The organism is Microvirga arabica, from assembly GCF_016811235.1.
GTDB lineage: Bacteria > Pseudomonadota > Alphaproteobacteria > Rhizobiales > Beijerinckiaceae > Microvirga > Microvirga arabica.
On record NZ_JAFBID010000114.1, the window covers coordinates 1 to 15,111 of the forward strand.

The 15,111-nt window shown below is 65.7% G+C and carries 14 protein-coding genes; 4 read left to right on the plus strand and 10 right to left on the minus strand.

Annotation, left to right across the window (positions count from 1 at the left end):
• Positions 1 to 77: 77 nt before the first annotated feature.
• Both JQC81_RS29990 and JQC81_RS29995 read right to left on the minus strand, forming a co-directional pair.
• Entirely contained in the window at positions 78 to 779 is a 702-nt protein-coding gene (locus JQC81_RS29990; RefSeq protein ID WP_203275439.1) for a gamma-glutamyl-gamma-aminobutyrate hydrolase family protein, read from the minus strand.
• The gene (locus JQC81_RS29995) at positions 776 to 1,753 is read right to left on the minus strand and encodes an amidoligase family protein (RefSeq protein ID WP_203275440.1); all 978 of its coding nucleotides are present in this window, start codon (positions 1,751 to 1,753) and stop codon (positions 776 to 778) included. Before JQC81_RS29995 ends, JQC81_RS29990 begins: the two co-directional genes overlap by 4 nt.
• Before the next feature lie 133 nt (positions 1,754 to 1,886).
• On the opposite strand from JQC81_RS29995, the gene JQC81_RS30000 reads away from it, so the two are divergent.
• Complete coding sequence (locus tag JQC81_RS30000; protein WP_203275441.1) at positions 1,887 to 3,308, plus strand: MATE family efflux transporter; 1,422 nt, start codon at positions 1,887 to 1,889, stop codon at positions 3,306 to 3,308.
• Here the strand turns inward: JQC81_RS30000 and ispH are convergent.
• The 8 genes from ispH to crtI all read right to left on the minus strand — a co-directional run bounded on the left by ispH (position 3,287) and on the right by crtI (position 13,540).
• Positions 3,287 to 4,255 (minus strand): 4-hydroxy-3-methylbut-2-enyl diphosphate reductase, encoded by a 969-nt coding sequence (gene ispH / locus JQC81_RS30005; protein WP_203275442.1) that lies wholly within the window; start codon positions 4,253 to 4,255, stop codon positions 3,287 to 3,289. The two genes, JQC81_RS30000 and ispH, sit on opposite strands and share 22 nt — an antisense overlap.
• Positions 4,252 to 5,538, minus strand: a complete 1,287-nt coding sequence (locus JQC81_RS30010; protein ID WP_203275443.1) for a hydroxysqualene dehydroxylase — start codon at positions 5,536 to 5,538, stop codon at positions 4,252 to 4,254. The genes ispH and JQC81_RS30010 overlap by 4 nt, the downstream gene beginning before the upstream one ends.
• The gene (locus JQC81_RS30015) at positions 5,535 to 7,181 is read right to left on the minus strand and encodes a squalene/phytoene synthase family protein (protein ID WP_203275444.1); all 1,647 of its coding nucleotides are present in this window, start codon (positions 7,179 to 7,181) and stop codon (positions 5,535 to 5,537) included. The genes JQC81_RS30010 and JQC81_RS30015 overlap by 4 nt, the downstream gene beginning before the upstream one ends.
• Positions 7,182 to 7,189: 8 nt before the next feature.
• On the minus strand, positions 7,190 to 8,302 hold the full coding sequence (locus JQC81_RS30020) for a glycosyltransferase family 2 protein (protein ID WP_203275445.1): 1,113 nt from the start codon (positions 8,300 to 8,302) through the stop codon (positions 7,190 to 7,192).
• On the minus strand, positions 8,299 to 9,039 hold the full coding sequence (locus tag JQC81_RS30025) for a lysophospholipid acyltransferase family protein (protein WP_203275452.1): 741 nt from the start codon (positions 9,037 to 9,039) through the stop codon (positions 8,299 to 8,301). Before JQC81_RS30025 ends, JQC81_RS30020 begins: the two co-directional genes overlap by 4 nt.
• Before the next feature lie 95 nt (positions 9,040 to 9,134).
• The gene (locus JQC81_RS30030; protein WP_203275446.1) at positions 9,135 to 10,670 is read right to left on the minus strand and encodes a phytoene desaturase family protein; all 1,536 of its coding nucleotides are present in this window, start codon (positions 10,668 to 10,670) and stop codon (positions 9,135 to 9,137) included.
• An 82-nt stretch (positions 10,671 to 10,752) separates the two neighbouring features.
• A complete protein-coding gene (locus tag JQC81_RS30035) occupies positions 10,753 to 11,850 on the minus strand; it encodes an SAM-dependent methyltransferase (protein ID WP_203275447.1) in 1,098 nt (365 codons plus the stop codon).
• A gap of 139 nt (positions 11,851 to 11,989) precedes the next feature.
• Positions 11,990 to 13,540, minus strand: a complete 1,551-nt coding sequence (gene crtI / locus JQC81_RS30040; RefSeq protein ID WP_203275448.1) for a phytoene desaturase family protein — start codon at positions 13,538 to 13,540, stop codon at positions 11,990 to 11,992.
• Between the two features lie 318 nt (positions 13,541 to 13,858).
• On the opposite strand from crtI, the gene JQC81_RS30045 reads away from it, so the two are divergent.
• The 3 genes from JQC81_RS30045 to JQC81_RS30055 all read left to right on the plus strand — a co-directional run bounded on the left by JQC81_RS30045 (position 13,859) and on the right by JQC81_RS30055 (position 15,041).
• Positions 13,859 to 14,248 (plus strand): septal ring lytic transglycosylase RlpA family protein, encoded by a 390-nt coding sequence (locus tag JQC81_RS30045; RefSeq protein ID WP_203275449.1) that lies wholly within the window; start codon positions 13,859 to 13,861, stop codon positions 14,246 to 14,248.
• A gap of 58 nt (positions 14,249 to 14,306) precedes the next feature.
• Entirely contained in the window at positions 14,307 to 14,663 is a 357-nt protein-coding gene (locus tag JQC81_RS30050) for a hypothetical protein (RefSeq protein ID WP_203275450.1), read from the plus strand.
• Positions 14,664 to 14,735: 72 nt separating this feature from the next.
• Positions 14,736 to 15,041: a hypothetical protein gene (locus JQC81_RS30055; RefSeq protein ID WP_203275451.1), complete on the plus strand. Its 306-nt coding sequence runs from the start codon at positions 14,736 to 14,738 to the stop codon at positions 15,039 to 15,041.
• The last annotated feature ends 70 nt before the right edge of the window (positions 15,042 to 15,111 follow it).

Consider the following 15,111-nt stretch of genomic DNA (forward strand, 5'->3'; position numbering starts at 1 on the left):
AGCGGTGGGCCTCGCTTGCGTACGTCATGGCGCGACACCTCCGTGTCTAAGACAACGCACAAGGCCCGGCTGTAGTACTAGATCGCAAGCGGCGCAGCCGACAGAGGAAGTGCTGCCTCGCGGGCCGCCTCGGTGAGCGCTGCGAACAGGCGCTGCTGCGGCTTCTTCCAGACCAGCAGTTCCGGATGCCATTGCACGCCCAGCAGGAACGGGGCGCTCGGGCTCTCGATGGCCTGCACGATGCCGCTCTCGTCACGGGCCGCGATGTTAAGGCCCTGCCCGAGCCGATCCACGGATTGGTGATGCAGGGCGTTCACGAGACATGGGTTGCAGCGCAGGACGCCGTTGAGGCGCGATCCCGGTTCGACGGTCACCGTCTTGCGCGGCAGCACGGTCCGCATCTTCGGCGCCTGCACATAGACCTCGTAAATGTCCGTGTGCAGCGAGCCGCCGAGCGCCACGTTGATCATCTGCGATCCGCGGCAGATGCCGAGCACCGGCAAGCCCACGGGCAGCGCTGCCTTGAGCAGGCCGAGTTCCAGCTTGTCGCGCTCGGGATCGATGCGCACGTCGGGCAGAACCTGCCCGCCATAGATCTCCGCCCCGATATCGTCGCCGCCGCCGATGACGAGACCGTGGAGCGGCTCCGCCGGCAGGGGATTGCCCGGCACGAGGCGGATGGAGCGCGCGCCTGCGCGATACAGCGCCAGCCGGTGCATGAGGTAGCTGCGCCAGCCGCCCCGGCGGGACGTGGTGACGCCGATGAGAGGTTTCGTCATGAGCGTACGACCTGCTCCACCACGTTGGCCCAGCTCTTGTCCTCGCCCTCGAAGGCGAGATAGGCGGCGCCCACCGCATCCAGCTTCTCGCGATCGGTGGCCAGACGCTCCACGCAGACCCAGCGGTTCCAGTCCGGCGCGATGCTCCAGCCGGGATCGCTCACCCGCGCGTCGGGCAACCGGTAATGAAACGTGGGGCGGCCGTTGATCTTCTCGTTCGGCAGCACGGCCCGCACGCGTGTGGCATCGAAGTGATGCAGCAGCGGCAGAAGGTCGAGGTCGCGGTTCCGCGTCGGGTTGAAGGCCAAGTAATCGTCGATGAAGGTTGCGATGTCCGGCTGGTAGTCCGGCTGGACGATCCGGCGCACGTACTCGGACGGAAAGGGATCCGCGAAGCCGAGGAGGTTGCGGGTGGTGTCCGGGGAAGCCTCGCGCCGGAGCCATGAATTGAGCAGCGCGAAGCTCTTCATAAAGGCCGTGACGGTTGCCGCGTCCTGGCGTGGGATCTCCGGATTGAAGTGCAGCCCGAAGGCATAGAAGGGCGCATCCTGCGTGCCCTTGGCCCCGAGCCTGCGCAGGATGGTCAGGATGCGGTTCAACTCTTCCAGCCGGTCGATGGGCGTGGGGGCGGTGACGAGCTCGCAGGGCACGAGATAGCTTGCTGCAAAGCCGAAGAGGGCTGCGATCTTGGGCAGCACGCCGCGCTGCGTGCCGGCCTGCTTGCCGGGGTGCAGAATCCGGCTGTCGAGTTCTACGGTCAGGTCACCGATGGCCGATTCCTTCAAGGCAAAGGCATGGGGATCCTCTTCGAGGAGCCGACCCCCGAGCGCTTCCTGCAAGGCCTGCACGGTCTTCTCGGCCGAGGGGCCGACGAACTCGATCTCGACCCCAACCGTGCGCACCTCGCCCCGTTCATTGTGCAGGACCGGCGGCAGGGCGAAGTCGATTGCGGTAGAGAGCGCCGGCTGCGCCATGAAGAACTCCGGGAAACCAACACGAAAACGTGAGCAGGAAGGTGAACGGATGCGCTAGAGCTCAGGTTCCTTTTTCGGCTTGAGAGTTCCGGCTGTGGCTTTCCGGCGGCAGGTTGGATACAAGCCCGGCACCATGATTCATCGCACCTCCCTGACCGAACGCGCCGCCTGGGTGGCGGAACTCCGCGCGACCCTGGCTCTCGGCTGGCCGCTCGTTCTCGCCACGCTAGCGCAGAACGCCCTGATGACCACCGATGTCATTCTGATGGGCTGGATGGGCTCAGAGTCTCTCGCGGCAGGTGCGCTCGGCACCAACCTCTATTTTGCGTTCCTCATTTTCGGCATCGGCCTCGTCAATGCCACCTCACCGATCATCGCCGAGGAGCTTGGCCGCAAGCGCCATTCCGTGCGCGAAGTGCGCCGCACGGTTCGCCAGGGCCTGTGGGCCTCGGTGACGGTTGCGATCCCGATCTGGATCGTCGCCTGGAACGGAGAGGCGATCCTGCTGGCCATCGGCCAGGAGCCCAGGCTCGCCCACAATGCCGGCGAGTACATGCGCGCGCTGCAATGGAGCCTGCTGCCGTTCCTGTTCTTCCTGGTGCTGCGCTCCTTCCTGGCAGCCCTGGAGCGTCCAGGCTGGGCGCTGTTCATCGGCCTGCTCGCCATCCCGGTGAATTTCGGCGCGGCCTATGCTCTGATGGTGGGTTCGTTCGGCCTGCCCGCCCTGGGGCTGATCGGCGTGGGACTCGGCACGGTGCTGTCGAGCACGTTCATGTTCCTCGGGCTTGCCCTGGTCATCACCCTCGATCCGAAGCTGAGGCGCTATCACATCTTCGGACGTTTCTGGCGCTCCGACTGGCCGCGCTACCGCACCCTGTGGCGGCTCGGCGTTCCCATCGGCCTGACGCTGATGTTCGAGGTGACGATCTTCAACGCGGCCGCCATGCTCATGGGCCGGCTCGGCGAGAGCGAGCTGGCCGCCCATGCGGTGGCGCTGCAGATCGCCTCCTTCTGCTTCTCGGTTCCGCTCGGCATCGGGCAGGCCGTCACGGTGCGCGTGGGCCGCGCCTATGGCGCACAGGATGCGCCCGGGGTCACCCGCGCCGGCTGGACGTCGTTTGCGCTTGGCACCGGCTTCATGGTGATTACGGCCTCGCTCATGATGTTCGCCCCGCACCTGCTGCTCGGCGCGTTTCTCGACCTGAGTGACCCCAAAAATGCGCTCGTGATCGATCTGGCGCGCTCGTTCCTGGTGGTGGCGGCCATCTTCCAGCTGGTGGACGGCGCACAGGCGGTGGGCGCCGGCATGCTGCGCGGCCTGCAGGACACGCGGGTGCCGATGATCTACGCGGCTTTGGGATATTGGGGCGTCGGCCTGCCGCTCGGCATCGTCCTGGCCTTCAACACGCCGCTTCGCGGCATCGGCATCTGGATCGGGCTCGCCAGCGGGCTTGCCGTGGTGGCCGGGCTGATGCTGTGGCGCTGGCTGCGCCGCGACCGGCTCGGACTGGTCACGGCCGTGCCGCAGGACGTTCAGGAAGCATTCGCGAGCTGATTGACGAGACGTGAGAGATCGACGGGAGCAAACTGCGCATCCTCGCGGGTGACGCTCACTTCTTCCACCGTAAGGCGCCGCCATTGCGCAAGGCGCGCCAGGGCCTCCTGCACCAGATCCTCGGGCGCGGAGGCACCGGCCGTCAGGCCGATGACGGCAGCACCGTCGATGAAGGCGAGCGTCAGATCCTTCGGATCCTGCAGGAGAAGGGCCTGGCGGCCCTCGTTGACGGCCACCTCGCACAGGCGGTTGGTGTTCGAGGAGTTGCGCGCGCCGCACACGATGATCCGCTCCGCCCGCCGGGCAATGACGCGCACCGCCATCTGCCGGTTCTGGGTCGCGTAGCAGATCGTCTTGACGTCAGGCCCTTGGATGTTCGGGAAGCGTGACTTCAAGGCCGCGATGATCTCGCGCGTGTCGTCCACGGACAGCGTGGTCTGGGTGATGTAGGCGATGCGCTCCGGGTTCAGAACCGGGACGGTGAGTGCCTCCGCGACGCTTTCGATCACATGCACGGTGCCGTCGATCTGTCCCGTCGTGCCCTCGATCTCCACATGGCCGCGATGGCCGATGACGATGACCTCGCGGCCCGCCTTGGCATGGCGCTGTCCTTCGAGATGAACGCGGCGCACGAGAGGGCAGGTGGCATCGAGCACGGAGAGACCGCGGCCGGCCGCCTCACGTTCCACCGCGCGCGACACCCCATGGGCGCTGAAGATCGCGACCGCGCCGTCGGGGATCTCGGCGACATCCTCGACGAAGATCGCGCCCTTGCGCTTGAGGTCGTCCACCACCCGGTTGTTGTGCACGATCTCGTGCCGCACATAGACGGGCTTCCCTGTCCGTTCGAGCGCGTCCTCAACGGCCTGGATGGCGCGCTCCACGCCGGCACAGAAGCCGCGCGGTGCCGCGAGCAGAACGGTGAGCGGCGGATGGTCCTGGATCATGCCGCGTTCTCCGTCTTCAAGGCTCGATCTTTGGAGAGAGTCGCCCGGGTGCCGCGGGCATGGTGCAGAATGGACGCGGCGTGCTCGCCGGCCATCACGGCGCTCTCGATGGTGGCGGGAAGCGAGCCGATCCAGTCGCCGGCGAGCGCCAGGTTGGCAAGCGGACGCAGGGGCGGCTGGGGCAGCGTCTCAGCGGCCTGGCGGATCGTGGCGCGCTTTTCCTTCACCACGCGCGTTTCGGGCTGCAGGTCGGCATGCGCATCGAGGCCGAGGGAGTGCAAAGCGGGAGCGATCTCGCGCCAGATCCGCCCCGCCACGTCGGATGCGTTCTGATCGACCACCGCATCGGCGGCCGAAACGGTGACGCTCACATGGCTCGGGCGGATCAGCGCCCATTGGGCAAGCGTGCCGGTGAAGCCGATGAAGCGCGGATGCTCCAGACCCGCCATGCGGTAATGCACGTTGAGGATCGGCTCGAACTGCGTCGGCACGGGCAGATCAGGCAGAAGCCGCTCCACCTCATAAGGCGGGAGCGCCAGAATCACGCGGTCGTTCGGGCCGAGCATCACCGTGCGGTCGCTCAGCGCCAGTCCGATGACGCGCCCGTTGGCAATGAGAAGGGTGCGCAGGCGCTGTCCGGTGAGAACCCGCACGCCCCTGGCCTGCAGGGTCGCGACGGCGGGCTCGATCAGGTCCTGGCTCAGGCCGTTCCTCGCCACCAGGAGGCGACCGGCGCCGGGGCGGATGAGCTGGCGAAGCGCACAGGCAAGGCGCTGCGCGGAGGCCTGCTCTGGCGGCGTGTTGAGAACGGCTACGGTGAGCGGCTCGATCAGGCTGTCCATGATCGGCCGCTTGCCGATGATGGCAGCGACCGGACAATCCTTCGCGGCAAAGACGAGGCGAAGAATTCGCGCGAGATCGGGCAGGGTCAGCCCCTGCGGGCGGCGGGACGGCCGCAGCCAGGACCAGGGCGAGAGGCCGACGCGGCGCATCTCGCCGGTGCGCCCGTCATAGAGCGGAAGGCCCTTGGGTTCGGGCTCGCACCAGCGCTCGCGCGCACCCACGGTCTTCAGGAGATCGAGCGCACGCCCGTTGGCCGTGAACAGCACATGGGTGCCGTTGTCATGATCGAACCCATCAGCGGGGTGCAGCGTGCGGCAGCGCCCGCCCGGGTGCGGAGCGGCCTCGTAGAGCACGGCCTCGCCGCCATCGGCCGTGACGGCCAGCGCCGCGCTCAGGCCTGCGACGCCCGCTCCCACAATATGAGTGCGCCGCGTTGTCATGCGGGCCTCATGGCGCGGGTGATCAGGTGCAGGCGGTCGGCGGTGCTCAGGCGCAGCCGGCCTTGCCGCATGCCCCAGCCGCGGGCCTGCAGCCGGGCGAGCACGCGGCGGTAATTCTCCATCATCAGGATCGCGGGTTTCAAGGCCGCGCGGTCGAGGCGTGTCAAGGCGGCATCCGCCGCCGCAAAGCCTGCTTGCGCTTCTTCGGCCAAGCCATCGCAGACCCGGGCGAAGCGCGGATCGGCCACGAGGATAGCGGCCGGCGCATCCTGCAACCCGAGCTGCGCCAGCCGCGAGAGCGGAACGTAGACGCGCTCGCAGGCGGCGTCCTCGTCCACATCGCGCAGGATGTTCACGAGCTGCAGGGTGCGCCCGAGATCGAGGGCGAAATCATGGGCGGAGGGCACGCCGAAGATGCGGATCGACAGGGCGCCGACCGAGCCTGCGACGCGGCGTCCGTAGAGATTGAGCTCGTAATCGTTCGTGATCCGCAAGCGCTCCGCACTGTCCATCTCCATGCCGTCGAGAAGCGCGTGGCATTCAGCCACCGGCAGCTTGAAGAGGGTGATTGCCCGGGCGAGTTCCCGCCCGATGGGCGTTTCCGGGGCGCGGTGCAGCCGGTCGACCTCGCGCCGCCACTCGCGCAGGAAGGCGCGCTTCTCGGAAGGCGGCGCGGCTCCGTCGGCGATGTCGTCGACGGCGCGGCAGAAGGCATAGACCGCATGCATAGCGCGGCGTCGCTCGCTCTGCAGGCTCTGCATGCCAAGGCGGAAGGAGGATCCGGAGCGCCGCACCATTGCGGCCGTGATGCGATGGTCACCGTTGACCGGCCGGCGCAGCGTGCCCCCGAAGCCGCGCAGGAACGCCATGCAGGCATCGGCCTTGCTCACCTGCACCCGCTCCAGAACCGGATCCGTGCGGCGCAGGCGCTCGCTCAAGCGCCGGGCGAGCGCGATGGTGGCGAGGCTCTGCGCCTGCAGGCGTCGGCTCTGCAGATGCTCCGGCAGGGATTGCGCCTGGTCGATCAGCGCATCGACCCGGTCCAGCATGGCATCGACCACGCTGCGGCGGAACGCAGCATGGGCCGGATCGAAGAAGGCCTTCTCGGATCCTGCTCCCATCATCCAGCGCAGGGGAATGTAGATGCGGCCGAGATCCCGATGATCCTTGCCGCAATCCTGCAGGTGGTTGAGGATCTGCAGCGCCGTGCACAAGGAATCCGCCGGAGCCTGGGCGGCGCTGCGCTCGTTGTGCAAGGCCAGGAGAAAACGGCCGACCGGATTGGCCGAGAAGCGGCAATATTCGATGAGCTCCGCCCATTCATTGTAGCGGGCCTTGACCACGTCCTGCCGGAAGGCCCGCAGGAGATCGCGGGCCTGGATGAGTCCAGTCCTGTACCGCTTGTCGGCCGCGTGCAGGCGCGCGGCCTCAGGAACCGCAGGATCGCCGGCGATCAGTGCCTGCGCGAGTTCATCGAGCCGCTGGAGCTTTTCGGCCGCTTTGAGATCGGGCGCATCGGCGATGTCGTCGGCCATCCGGGCAAAGGCGTAGAAGGCGAGAACCGCATCCCGGTGCTCGGGCGATAGCACCAATGAGGCCACCGGAAAGTTCTCATCCCGCGGCTGCTTGGTCGCCTGTTTCATGTGTGGGCTCATGGCTTCGCCCCCACGGGATAAAGCCTGCCCTTCCACCCGGCATGGCGTGTCGTGCCGATCCGCAGCAGCACGCTCCACTGAATGGCGAGGCCGACCAGCATGGTGAACGGATGCAAGGGAATCGACCAGGGGTTCTCCCGCGTTGCCATCGTCACGAGGGTTCGGGTCGCGAGCGACAGGAGCGCCGCAGCCACGATGGGAAGGGTAGGGGCAAACGGCAGCAGGGCGAAGGGCAGGACGTGCCCGCCGAGCAGCAGCACCGTCCAGACCGGCAGCGCAACGGGGGTTGCCATGCCCTCATGGGCATTCTTGGCAAAGCCGTTCCAGGCTTCGTCAAAACGCGTGTACATCCGGCAGGAGGCGAGGCGGTCGCCCGGCACGAGATCGGTCATGAAGCCCTTGCGGCGGAAGAGCCGCGCGAGCTGAATGCCGTCATGGATTCGCGCGCGGATCGCCGCATGGCCGCCGCTCGCCCGATAGGCTTCCCGCTCGACGAGCATGAGCTGACCGCAGGCCGCCCCGAGGCCAGGATCGCGAGACAGGCGCATGAAGCCCATGGGCAGGTAGCCGAGAAGCAGCAGGTTGATCGTCGGCACCGTCAGCAGCTCGCCCGGCGAGCGCATGATCTGGCGCGGCACCGCGCTTACCAAGCCGGCATGGCTCTCCTGCGCATGGCCTGCGAGGCGCGCGGCTGCATGGGGGCCTAAACGCACATCGGCATCCACGAACAGCAAATGCGTGCCCTTGGCGGCTTCCGAAAGATGGTGGCAGGCATGGACCTTGCCGGTCCATCCCTCCGCGAGAGGGGGCGCCGTGAGAGGGCGCACGCGCTCGTCGCGCGCAGCGTAGGATCTGACGATTTCCGGCGTGGCATCCGTGGAGCCATCGTCCATGACCAGGATCTCGATCCGCACACCGACACTGGCCAGAGCGGCATCGAGGGCAGGGCCGATGTTCTTCGCTTCGTTGCGGGCAGGAATGAGGATCGAGACGAGCACATCGCCTTTCGGCGCATGGGGCGGCGTCGCGCGCAGGATGCTCAGGTTCACGAGAGCCAACGCGAAGGAAAGCGCCGCAAGGCCAAAGAGGACGAGACCAAGGACGATCATGAGGGGCGCCCCTCATGCGACGGATCGAAGGTTCGGCCCCGCACGGTTGCCATCATCCGGCGCCACCCGTCATAGATCCCGCCCACCCCGGCGCGACCTTCAAGCATGGCGCGGAAGCGCGCGGGGTCGCGGCTCTGCACATCGGCGCTCAACCGGTCGAGGGTGGTGGCGAGTTCCGTCTCAAGACGCTCCAGGCGGGCAGGGCGTGAAAGATTTAGAAGGTCCCTGCCATGCATGGGCTTGCCGAAGGCGAGGAAAGCCTCGGCTCCGCGCTCAAGCCAAAAGCCGTATTCGATGGCGAGCGGGATCACCGTGCAGTCGGGTGCGATTTCAGGAAGTCGTGCGACGCCGGGCTTGAGTCCGAGCGGGCGCTCGCGCACATCGCTGAAACGCCCCTGCGCCGTCACCCACAGCGCACGGTTCGGCGACGACAGGATCTCGGCGCTGGTGCGCAGGAAATCCGCCGCGCCGCGAGGGCTGTCGAGATCGACGCCGAAGGCGCCGATGCGGCCGAAGATGCCGTATTGCTTCAGCATCGCGGCATCGATGGGTGCGTAGCTTTCGTAACCAGGAAGGAAATGGTCCGCAGCCAGGATGTAGACGGCTGCATCCCACCAGGCTGGATGGTTCGAGTAGACGATTACGGGACCGCTCACTGGGGCCGCTGGCAAGCCCCAGGCCGCAATCCGCAGCGCATTCATGTGGCGCGTGAAGTAGCGGCGAAACGTCGAGACCATGAAGCGGTGGATCAGAGGAGAGCGACGCGCCACGGGAGACGATCCCGCCCGGTGGGGCGGGGAGCGGTCTCCCGTGGTTGTGGTCGCTTCCTGCCTCAAGACACGTTCCGTAGATTCTCGGCCTTGCTGTCTGCATCGAGGGCGTCGGCGGCAATCCAGCCCGACATCATCACCATCGGCATGCCGGGGCCGGGATGCGCCGCGCCGCCGGCGAGATACAGGCCCTGCACCTGACGGCTGCGGTTGCCCGGCTTGAACGCGCCCATGAACTTGCCGTGGCTGGCGAGCCCATAGATGGCGCCGTTGAGCACCTTGTAGCGGTCGTGGATATCCTGCGGGGTGAGATGGCGCTCGACGACGATGCGCTCCTCGATATCCGCCATGCCGGCGGTGCGTTTCAGCTTGTCGATGATCACTTGGCGATAGGCCGGAAACATCTGCGACCAGTCGTGATGCGGGCGTAGGTACGGCGTGTGCACGAGCACGTAGAGCGCCTCGCCGCCTTCGGGCGCAACGCTCGGATCTGTCGCGGCCGGTGCTGCGAGATAGCAGGTCGGATCGGGCGCAGGATCGCCGCGGCGATAGATGTAGTCGAACTCCTCCTCCGGATCGCGCGAGAACACGAAGTCGTGGTGGAGGACATGGTCGTAGCGCTTGTTGAGTCCGAGATAGAGCACCACGCCGGAACAGGCCGGCTCGAAGTCCTTCTTCGCGTAATGCTCGCCGACCTCGCCGCCGACGAGCTCGCGATAGGTGCGGATTGAATCCATGTTGGAGATCACGTTGTCGTAGACCACGGTTTCGCCGCTGGCGAGAACGACGCCCTCCACCGCATTGTTCACGATCTTGAGGGATGCGATGTCGCTGTCGGTCCTGATGGTGGCACCAAGCTCCGTCGCGAGCTTTGCCAATGCTTCGGCGACCGCGCGCGTGCCGCCCATGGGATACCACACGCCGTCAGCCGCCTGCATATGGGCGATGGCGCACAGCACCGCGGGAGAACCGTAGGGCGACGAGCCGACATATTGCGTGAAGTGATCGAGCATCTGCGCCAGGCGCTCGTCCTTGACCTTCGAACGGATGGTGCCAGCCACCGATGACCCCATGCGCAGGGACAGCACGTCCCGCAACGTACCCGGGTTCATGTTGGCCCGGATGTTGATGGTGTCGAACAGATCCTCCACGGGCTTCCAGAAGAAGAACTTGTTCGAGATCTCGTGGAGATGGGCGGAGATCTCCTGAAAACGCTTGTAACCTTCGCCGGTGTTCTTGCCCGGTGCGAAGCGGTCCATGGCTGAGGCCATGGCGTCGATATTCTCCTGCAGGTCGATCTGCGTGCCGTCGTCGAAGAAGCAGCGCCATTGCGGATCGAGCCGCACGAGGTCGAGATAGTCGGAGAGGTTGCGCCCGGCTTCCGCGAAAATGCGCTCCAGAACCCGCGGCACGGTGAGGATCGTCGGGCCCATGTCGAACCGGAAGCCGTCTTCGTGCAGCACCGCGGCCTTGCCGCCGATCCAGGCGTTCTTGTCGTAAAGCGTGACCTTATGGCCGCGGGCGGCCGCAACGCAGGCAGCCGCCAATCCGCCCAGTCCTCCGCCGATGACTGCAACCGAACTTCCTTGAGCGCTCACGATGTCCTCCCGCAGGGCACAAGCCTATTCGTTCCAAGGCTTATGTCCAGTTGTGTTGGTTCTAGGAATGGCATGACCCACTTCAAGGCAGATCACGCAGGTTTGGGCGACGGGCACAGATCATGCGCAGGGACTGCCGTCCCGGCGCCCGGATCACCGGGTCGAAGCCGGCCGCTTCCAGCAGTCGCTTGATCTGGGCCATGTCACGGGTGTTGCCGCCCCAGAGCAGGTTCTTCAGCCGGTTGACCACGGGGACCGGCCCCGACCCCTGCTGGGACAGCACGGCGACCAGAAGCCAGCCGCCCGGCCTCAAGGCGTGGAAGACCCGGCGGACAGCCTCCTCGATGACTGCATCGGGCAGGAACATCTGGGGCAGGAAGGCGAGGTCGAAGGCGCTGTCCTCCTGCATCTCCTCCACCCTCTCGCGGCGGATGGCGATGCGGTTCGCCAGCCCGGCCTGGCGCACATGCACCTCGCCGAGCTCCGCCGGGTGCGGTGCCGGCTCCAGGGCCACGGCGCTGAGGCGAGGGAAGTGCCGGCAGAGCGCGATGGAGAGACCCGCGGCACCTGCTCCTACGTCGAGAAGCGCCGCTCCAGGGGCTTCCAGCCGCGGAACGAGCCCCGGCAGGAATTTCAGCTTCGGCAGGGCCCGCGTGGTCCAATGCCGGGTCAATGTCCCTTGCGCCTCGATGATGGCGTCGTCGGTGTGGGACCAGCCGTCGAGGCTCATGGTGCCGGTCTTCAGCCGGCGCCGGAAATCCTCGCTCTGCAGCAGCGGTGCGCGCAAGGCCGCCTTGAAGGTTTCCGCTCCTTCGGGCGACGTGAACGGCATCAGGGCCGGCGAGGCCTGCACCCGGCCGCCTTCCCATGTGACGAAGCCGAAGGCGGCGAGCGTATCGAGCAGCGTTTGCACGAGCGCCGGTGGAAGGGAGAGGACCTGCGCCAGTTCTGCCCCGGTGGCCGGCTGCCTGAGCCGCATGAGCAGGCCGCTCTCGGCGCAGGCCGAGAGGGCGCTCGCCGACCAGATGGCGGTATCGGCCGCCTCGAGCACCTTCAGGACATCGTCAGCCTTTCGGGAGGCCGGCGCGCCGACGGGAATGCGCCAGGAACCGAGACCGACGGATCCGAGGCCGAAGCGGTCTCCCCCATGGGATAGAAGAGCATAGGCGCGCCACAGCATTGGGATCTAGGGAATCGACAGGGACGTCATCATCGAGAACTCCTCGACGACGATCCAGGCCGGCTGGATGGCTTTGGCGCGGAGGAGGGAACGAGAAACAGAAATGCGAGCAATCCGATTCGGCTCATGACAGGCTCCCTCACACAGCGGCTTCGCCCACCGGTGCAACGACCGGCTCCGGCCTGTCGTTGCCGATCTTGCGACGCTCGCGATCCTCGAGCAGCAGACGCGTGGTGATCCGCGCGCCTTCGTAGATGACCGGCAGCCCGCTGCCAGGATGCGTGCCGCCGCCCACCAGATAAACGTTGCGGCCGAAGCGGTTGTGCGGCCGGAAATAGAGCATCTGCGTCAGGTTATGCGCCAGGTTGAAGGTGGCGCCCTCGAAGACTGCGAAATCGTCCTCCCAGCCGCGCGGCGTCACCACGCGCTCGTAGCGGATGCGGCTTTCGATGTCGGTGAGGCCGAGCACTTTCAGCCGCTCCAGGGCGATCCTGCGATAGCGCGGGGCCTCGCGCTCCCAGTCGACGTCGCAGCGCAGGTTCGGCACGGGCACCAGCACATAGAGGCTCGCATGGCCCTTGGGCGCGAGCGACGGGTCGGTGACGCCCGCATGATGCACGTAGATCGACGGCTCCTCGGGGAGAATGCCATTGGTGATCTCGTGGATGTTGCGCTCGTATTCCTTCGACAGCAGGATCGTGTGATGGGCGAGGTCGCCCAAGTCGCCCTCGATGCCGAGATAGAGCATGAAGGTGGAACAGGAGATCTTGGCGCGATCGAGTTTCTTGTTCGTCCAGCGCGGGCGCATCTCCTCCGGAACGAGCTGGCGCATGGCATGGCCGAAATCGCCGTTGACCACCACTGATCCGGCGGCAAAGCGCTCGCCACTGGCCTCGAGGCCGACGGCCTCTCCGTTCTCATAGAGAATGCGATCTACGGGCGTGTTCAGGCGAATGTCGACACCCATCTTGCGCGCGACATTCGCCATCGCGTCCGACACGGCGCCGCAGCCGCCCATGGGATGAAACACGCCGTGCTCGTATTCGAGGAACGACAGGATCGTGAACAGGCTCGGGCACTGGAACGGCGACATGCCGAGGTATTTTGTCTGGAACGAAAAGGCGAGGCGCACGCGCGGATCGGCGAAATAACGCTTGAGATCGCCGTCGACGCTGGAGAAGGGCCTCAGCTTCGGCAGGGCGGCGATCATGGCGGGCGAGAAGAGATCCGCCGGGCTTGAGAACGCCTGTTCCAGCACAGGCCGGAAGGCTTCGAGCTTCTCGCGGTTGTCGTCGAGGAAACGGCGCACGTTTTTCGCATCGGCTGGCGCCAAGCGGGCGATCTCCTGCTCGAGCCGGTCGAGGTCATAGGTGGCCCGGATGTCGCCGCCGCCCTCGAAGACGAGGTGATATTGCGGGTCGAGCCGCTTGAGCTCCACGTGGTCTTCCAGCTGTTCGCCGCAGGCCTCGAAGATGTCCTTCAGCACGCGCGGATACAGGAAGAATGTGGGGCCGATGTCGAATTTGTAGCCGCCGGGCGCGTGGATCGTGCGGGTGCGGCCGCCCACGGCCGGTTCGCGCTCGAAGATCGTGACCGGAATCCCCTCGCGGGCCAGCAGCATGGCCGATGCCAAGCCGCCCGGGCCGGCCCCGACAATGGCAACATGCGGGGATGGGGAGGAATTCAGCATCGAACGGGTGCCTACATCTGTCTTGGAACAGTGAAGACTTACCTATAGCGGCTTGGCTGCCCGGCCAGAGTCACATCTCGGCGATCACGGAACAGTGAAATCTTCCTCAGCGGCAAAAGAAACGTTGTTTCACCAATAAGATTGGTCGAGAAAAAATCTTCAGGCTAGTTTTGCCAATAGTTCCATGCCTCTGAAGTATGAGACAGCACTGAAAAAAATCAGACGCCATATTCTTGCCTTTTTAAAGTTCAGCTTCACTTCCAATCACAATGGAAGGGGAGACTGTCCTTGAATAATATCCTCGCCCGAGCATCTGCGATGGTGCCACTTCTTTTTATTGCTGCTTGCAATACAACCGCCTCCAACGACCCTACGGTCACAGGGTCCATCTCAACTGCCAATATTGAGACAGGCAAAGCCTTTCAGCGCGGCACCGCCTCCTGGTACGGGCCCGGCTTCCATGGCCGCAAGACCGCCAGCGGCGAGCGCTTCAATTCCTACGATATGACCGCTGCTCACCGGTCCCTGCCGTTCGGCACCCGCCTCAAGGTCGTCAATGAGACCAATGGCCGTTCCGTGGTCGTCCGGGTGAACGACCGGGGTCCTTTCGCCCACCGGCGCATCATCGATCTCGCCAAGGGACCCGCCCAGGCTCTCGGGCTGACCTCGTCCGGCGTCGGCTACGTGTCCCTTCACCGGCTCGATTAGGCGCTTCTTAATCCCTTGCGGCGATTCTTGGCCCGATTCGGGACCAAGGGTTGCTTACATGGAATCGAGATCGTCTCAGCCGACGAACGTCATCCGCTTTCCGGGCGCGCGCTCGTCGGCCAATCCCCGGCACGACCAGAGGAGCCTCATGGATGCGGTGTATTCCGCAGGCTCGCTGACAATCGGGGCCGATGACCGCGTGACGAAGGCCATGGCAACGCGACTGACCATCTTCGGCTTCGTCGTCATCGATGAAATCCAAGGTGACGGCATGGGCCGGCGTCTGCGCCCGTCCGAGGCTTTCCATGCCTCCACGGCTTTGCCCTGGCGTGTTTCGAAGCCCTCGGGCCGCTACCGAATCGACGCCGGTATTCCCGAAACGGACCGGGATCTGTTCGCCGCTTTGCAGGCCTGACGCATCCAGGACTCGCTTTTCCCACCTTGTGAGCTATGTCCTCATCCGGCCATGGCATTCCAGGGGAAGGCGATGCACCTGATTCAAATCCTTCTGCCGCTTGCCGACAATGCGGGCCGCCGCTTCGACGGCGCAGCCTATGGCCGGGTGCGCTCGGAACTGTCCGAGCGCTTCGGCGGCATCACGAGCTTCACCCGTGCGCCGGCTGAAGGGGTCTGGAAGGAAGGCGGCCACACGGCCCATGACGATATCGTGGTGTTCGAGGTCATGGCACGCGAACTCGATCATTCCTGGTGGGAGCATTACCGGGCCGACCTGGAGCGCCGCTTCGATCAGGAAGCGATCGTGATCCGGGCGATTCGCGTGGAAATGCTCTAAGGTCTGTGGGGATTCACATGAGGTTGGGCTTATGATTCAAGCTCTTGATGGATCGCTATGTCTTGACGGA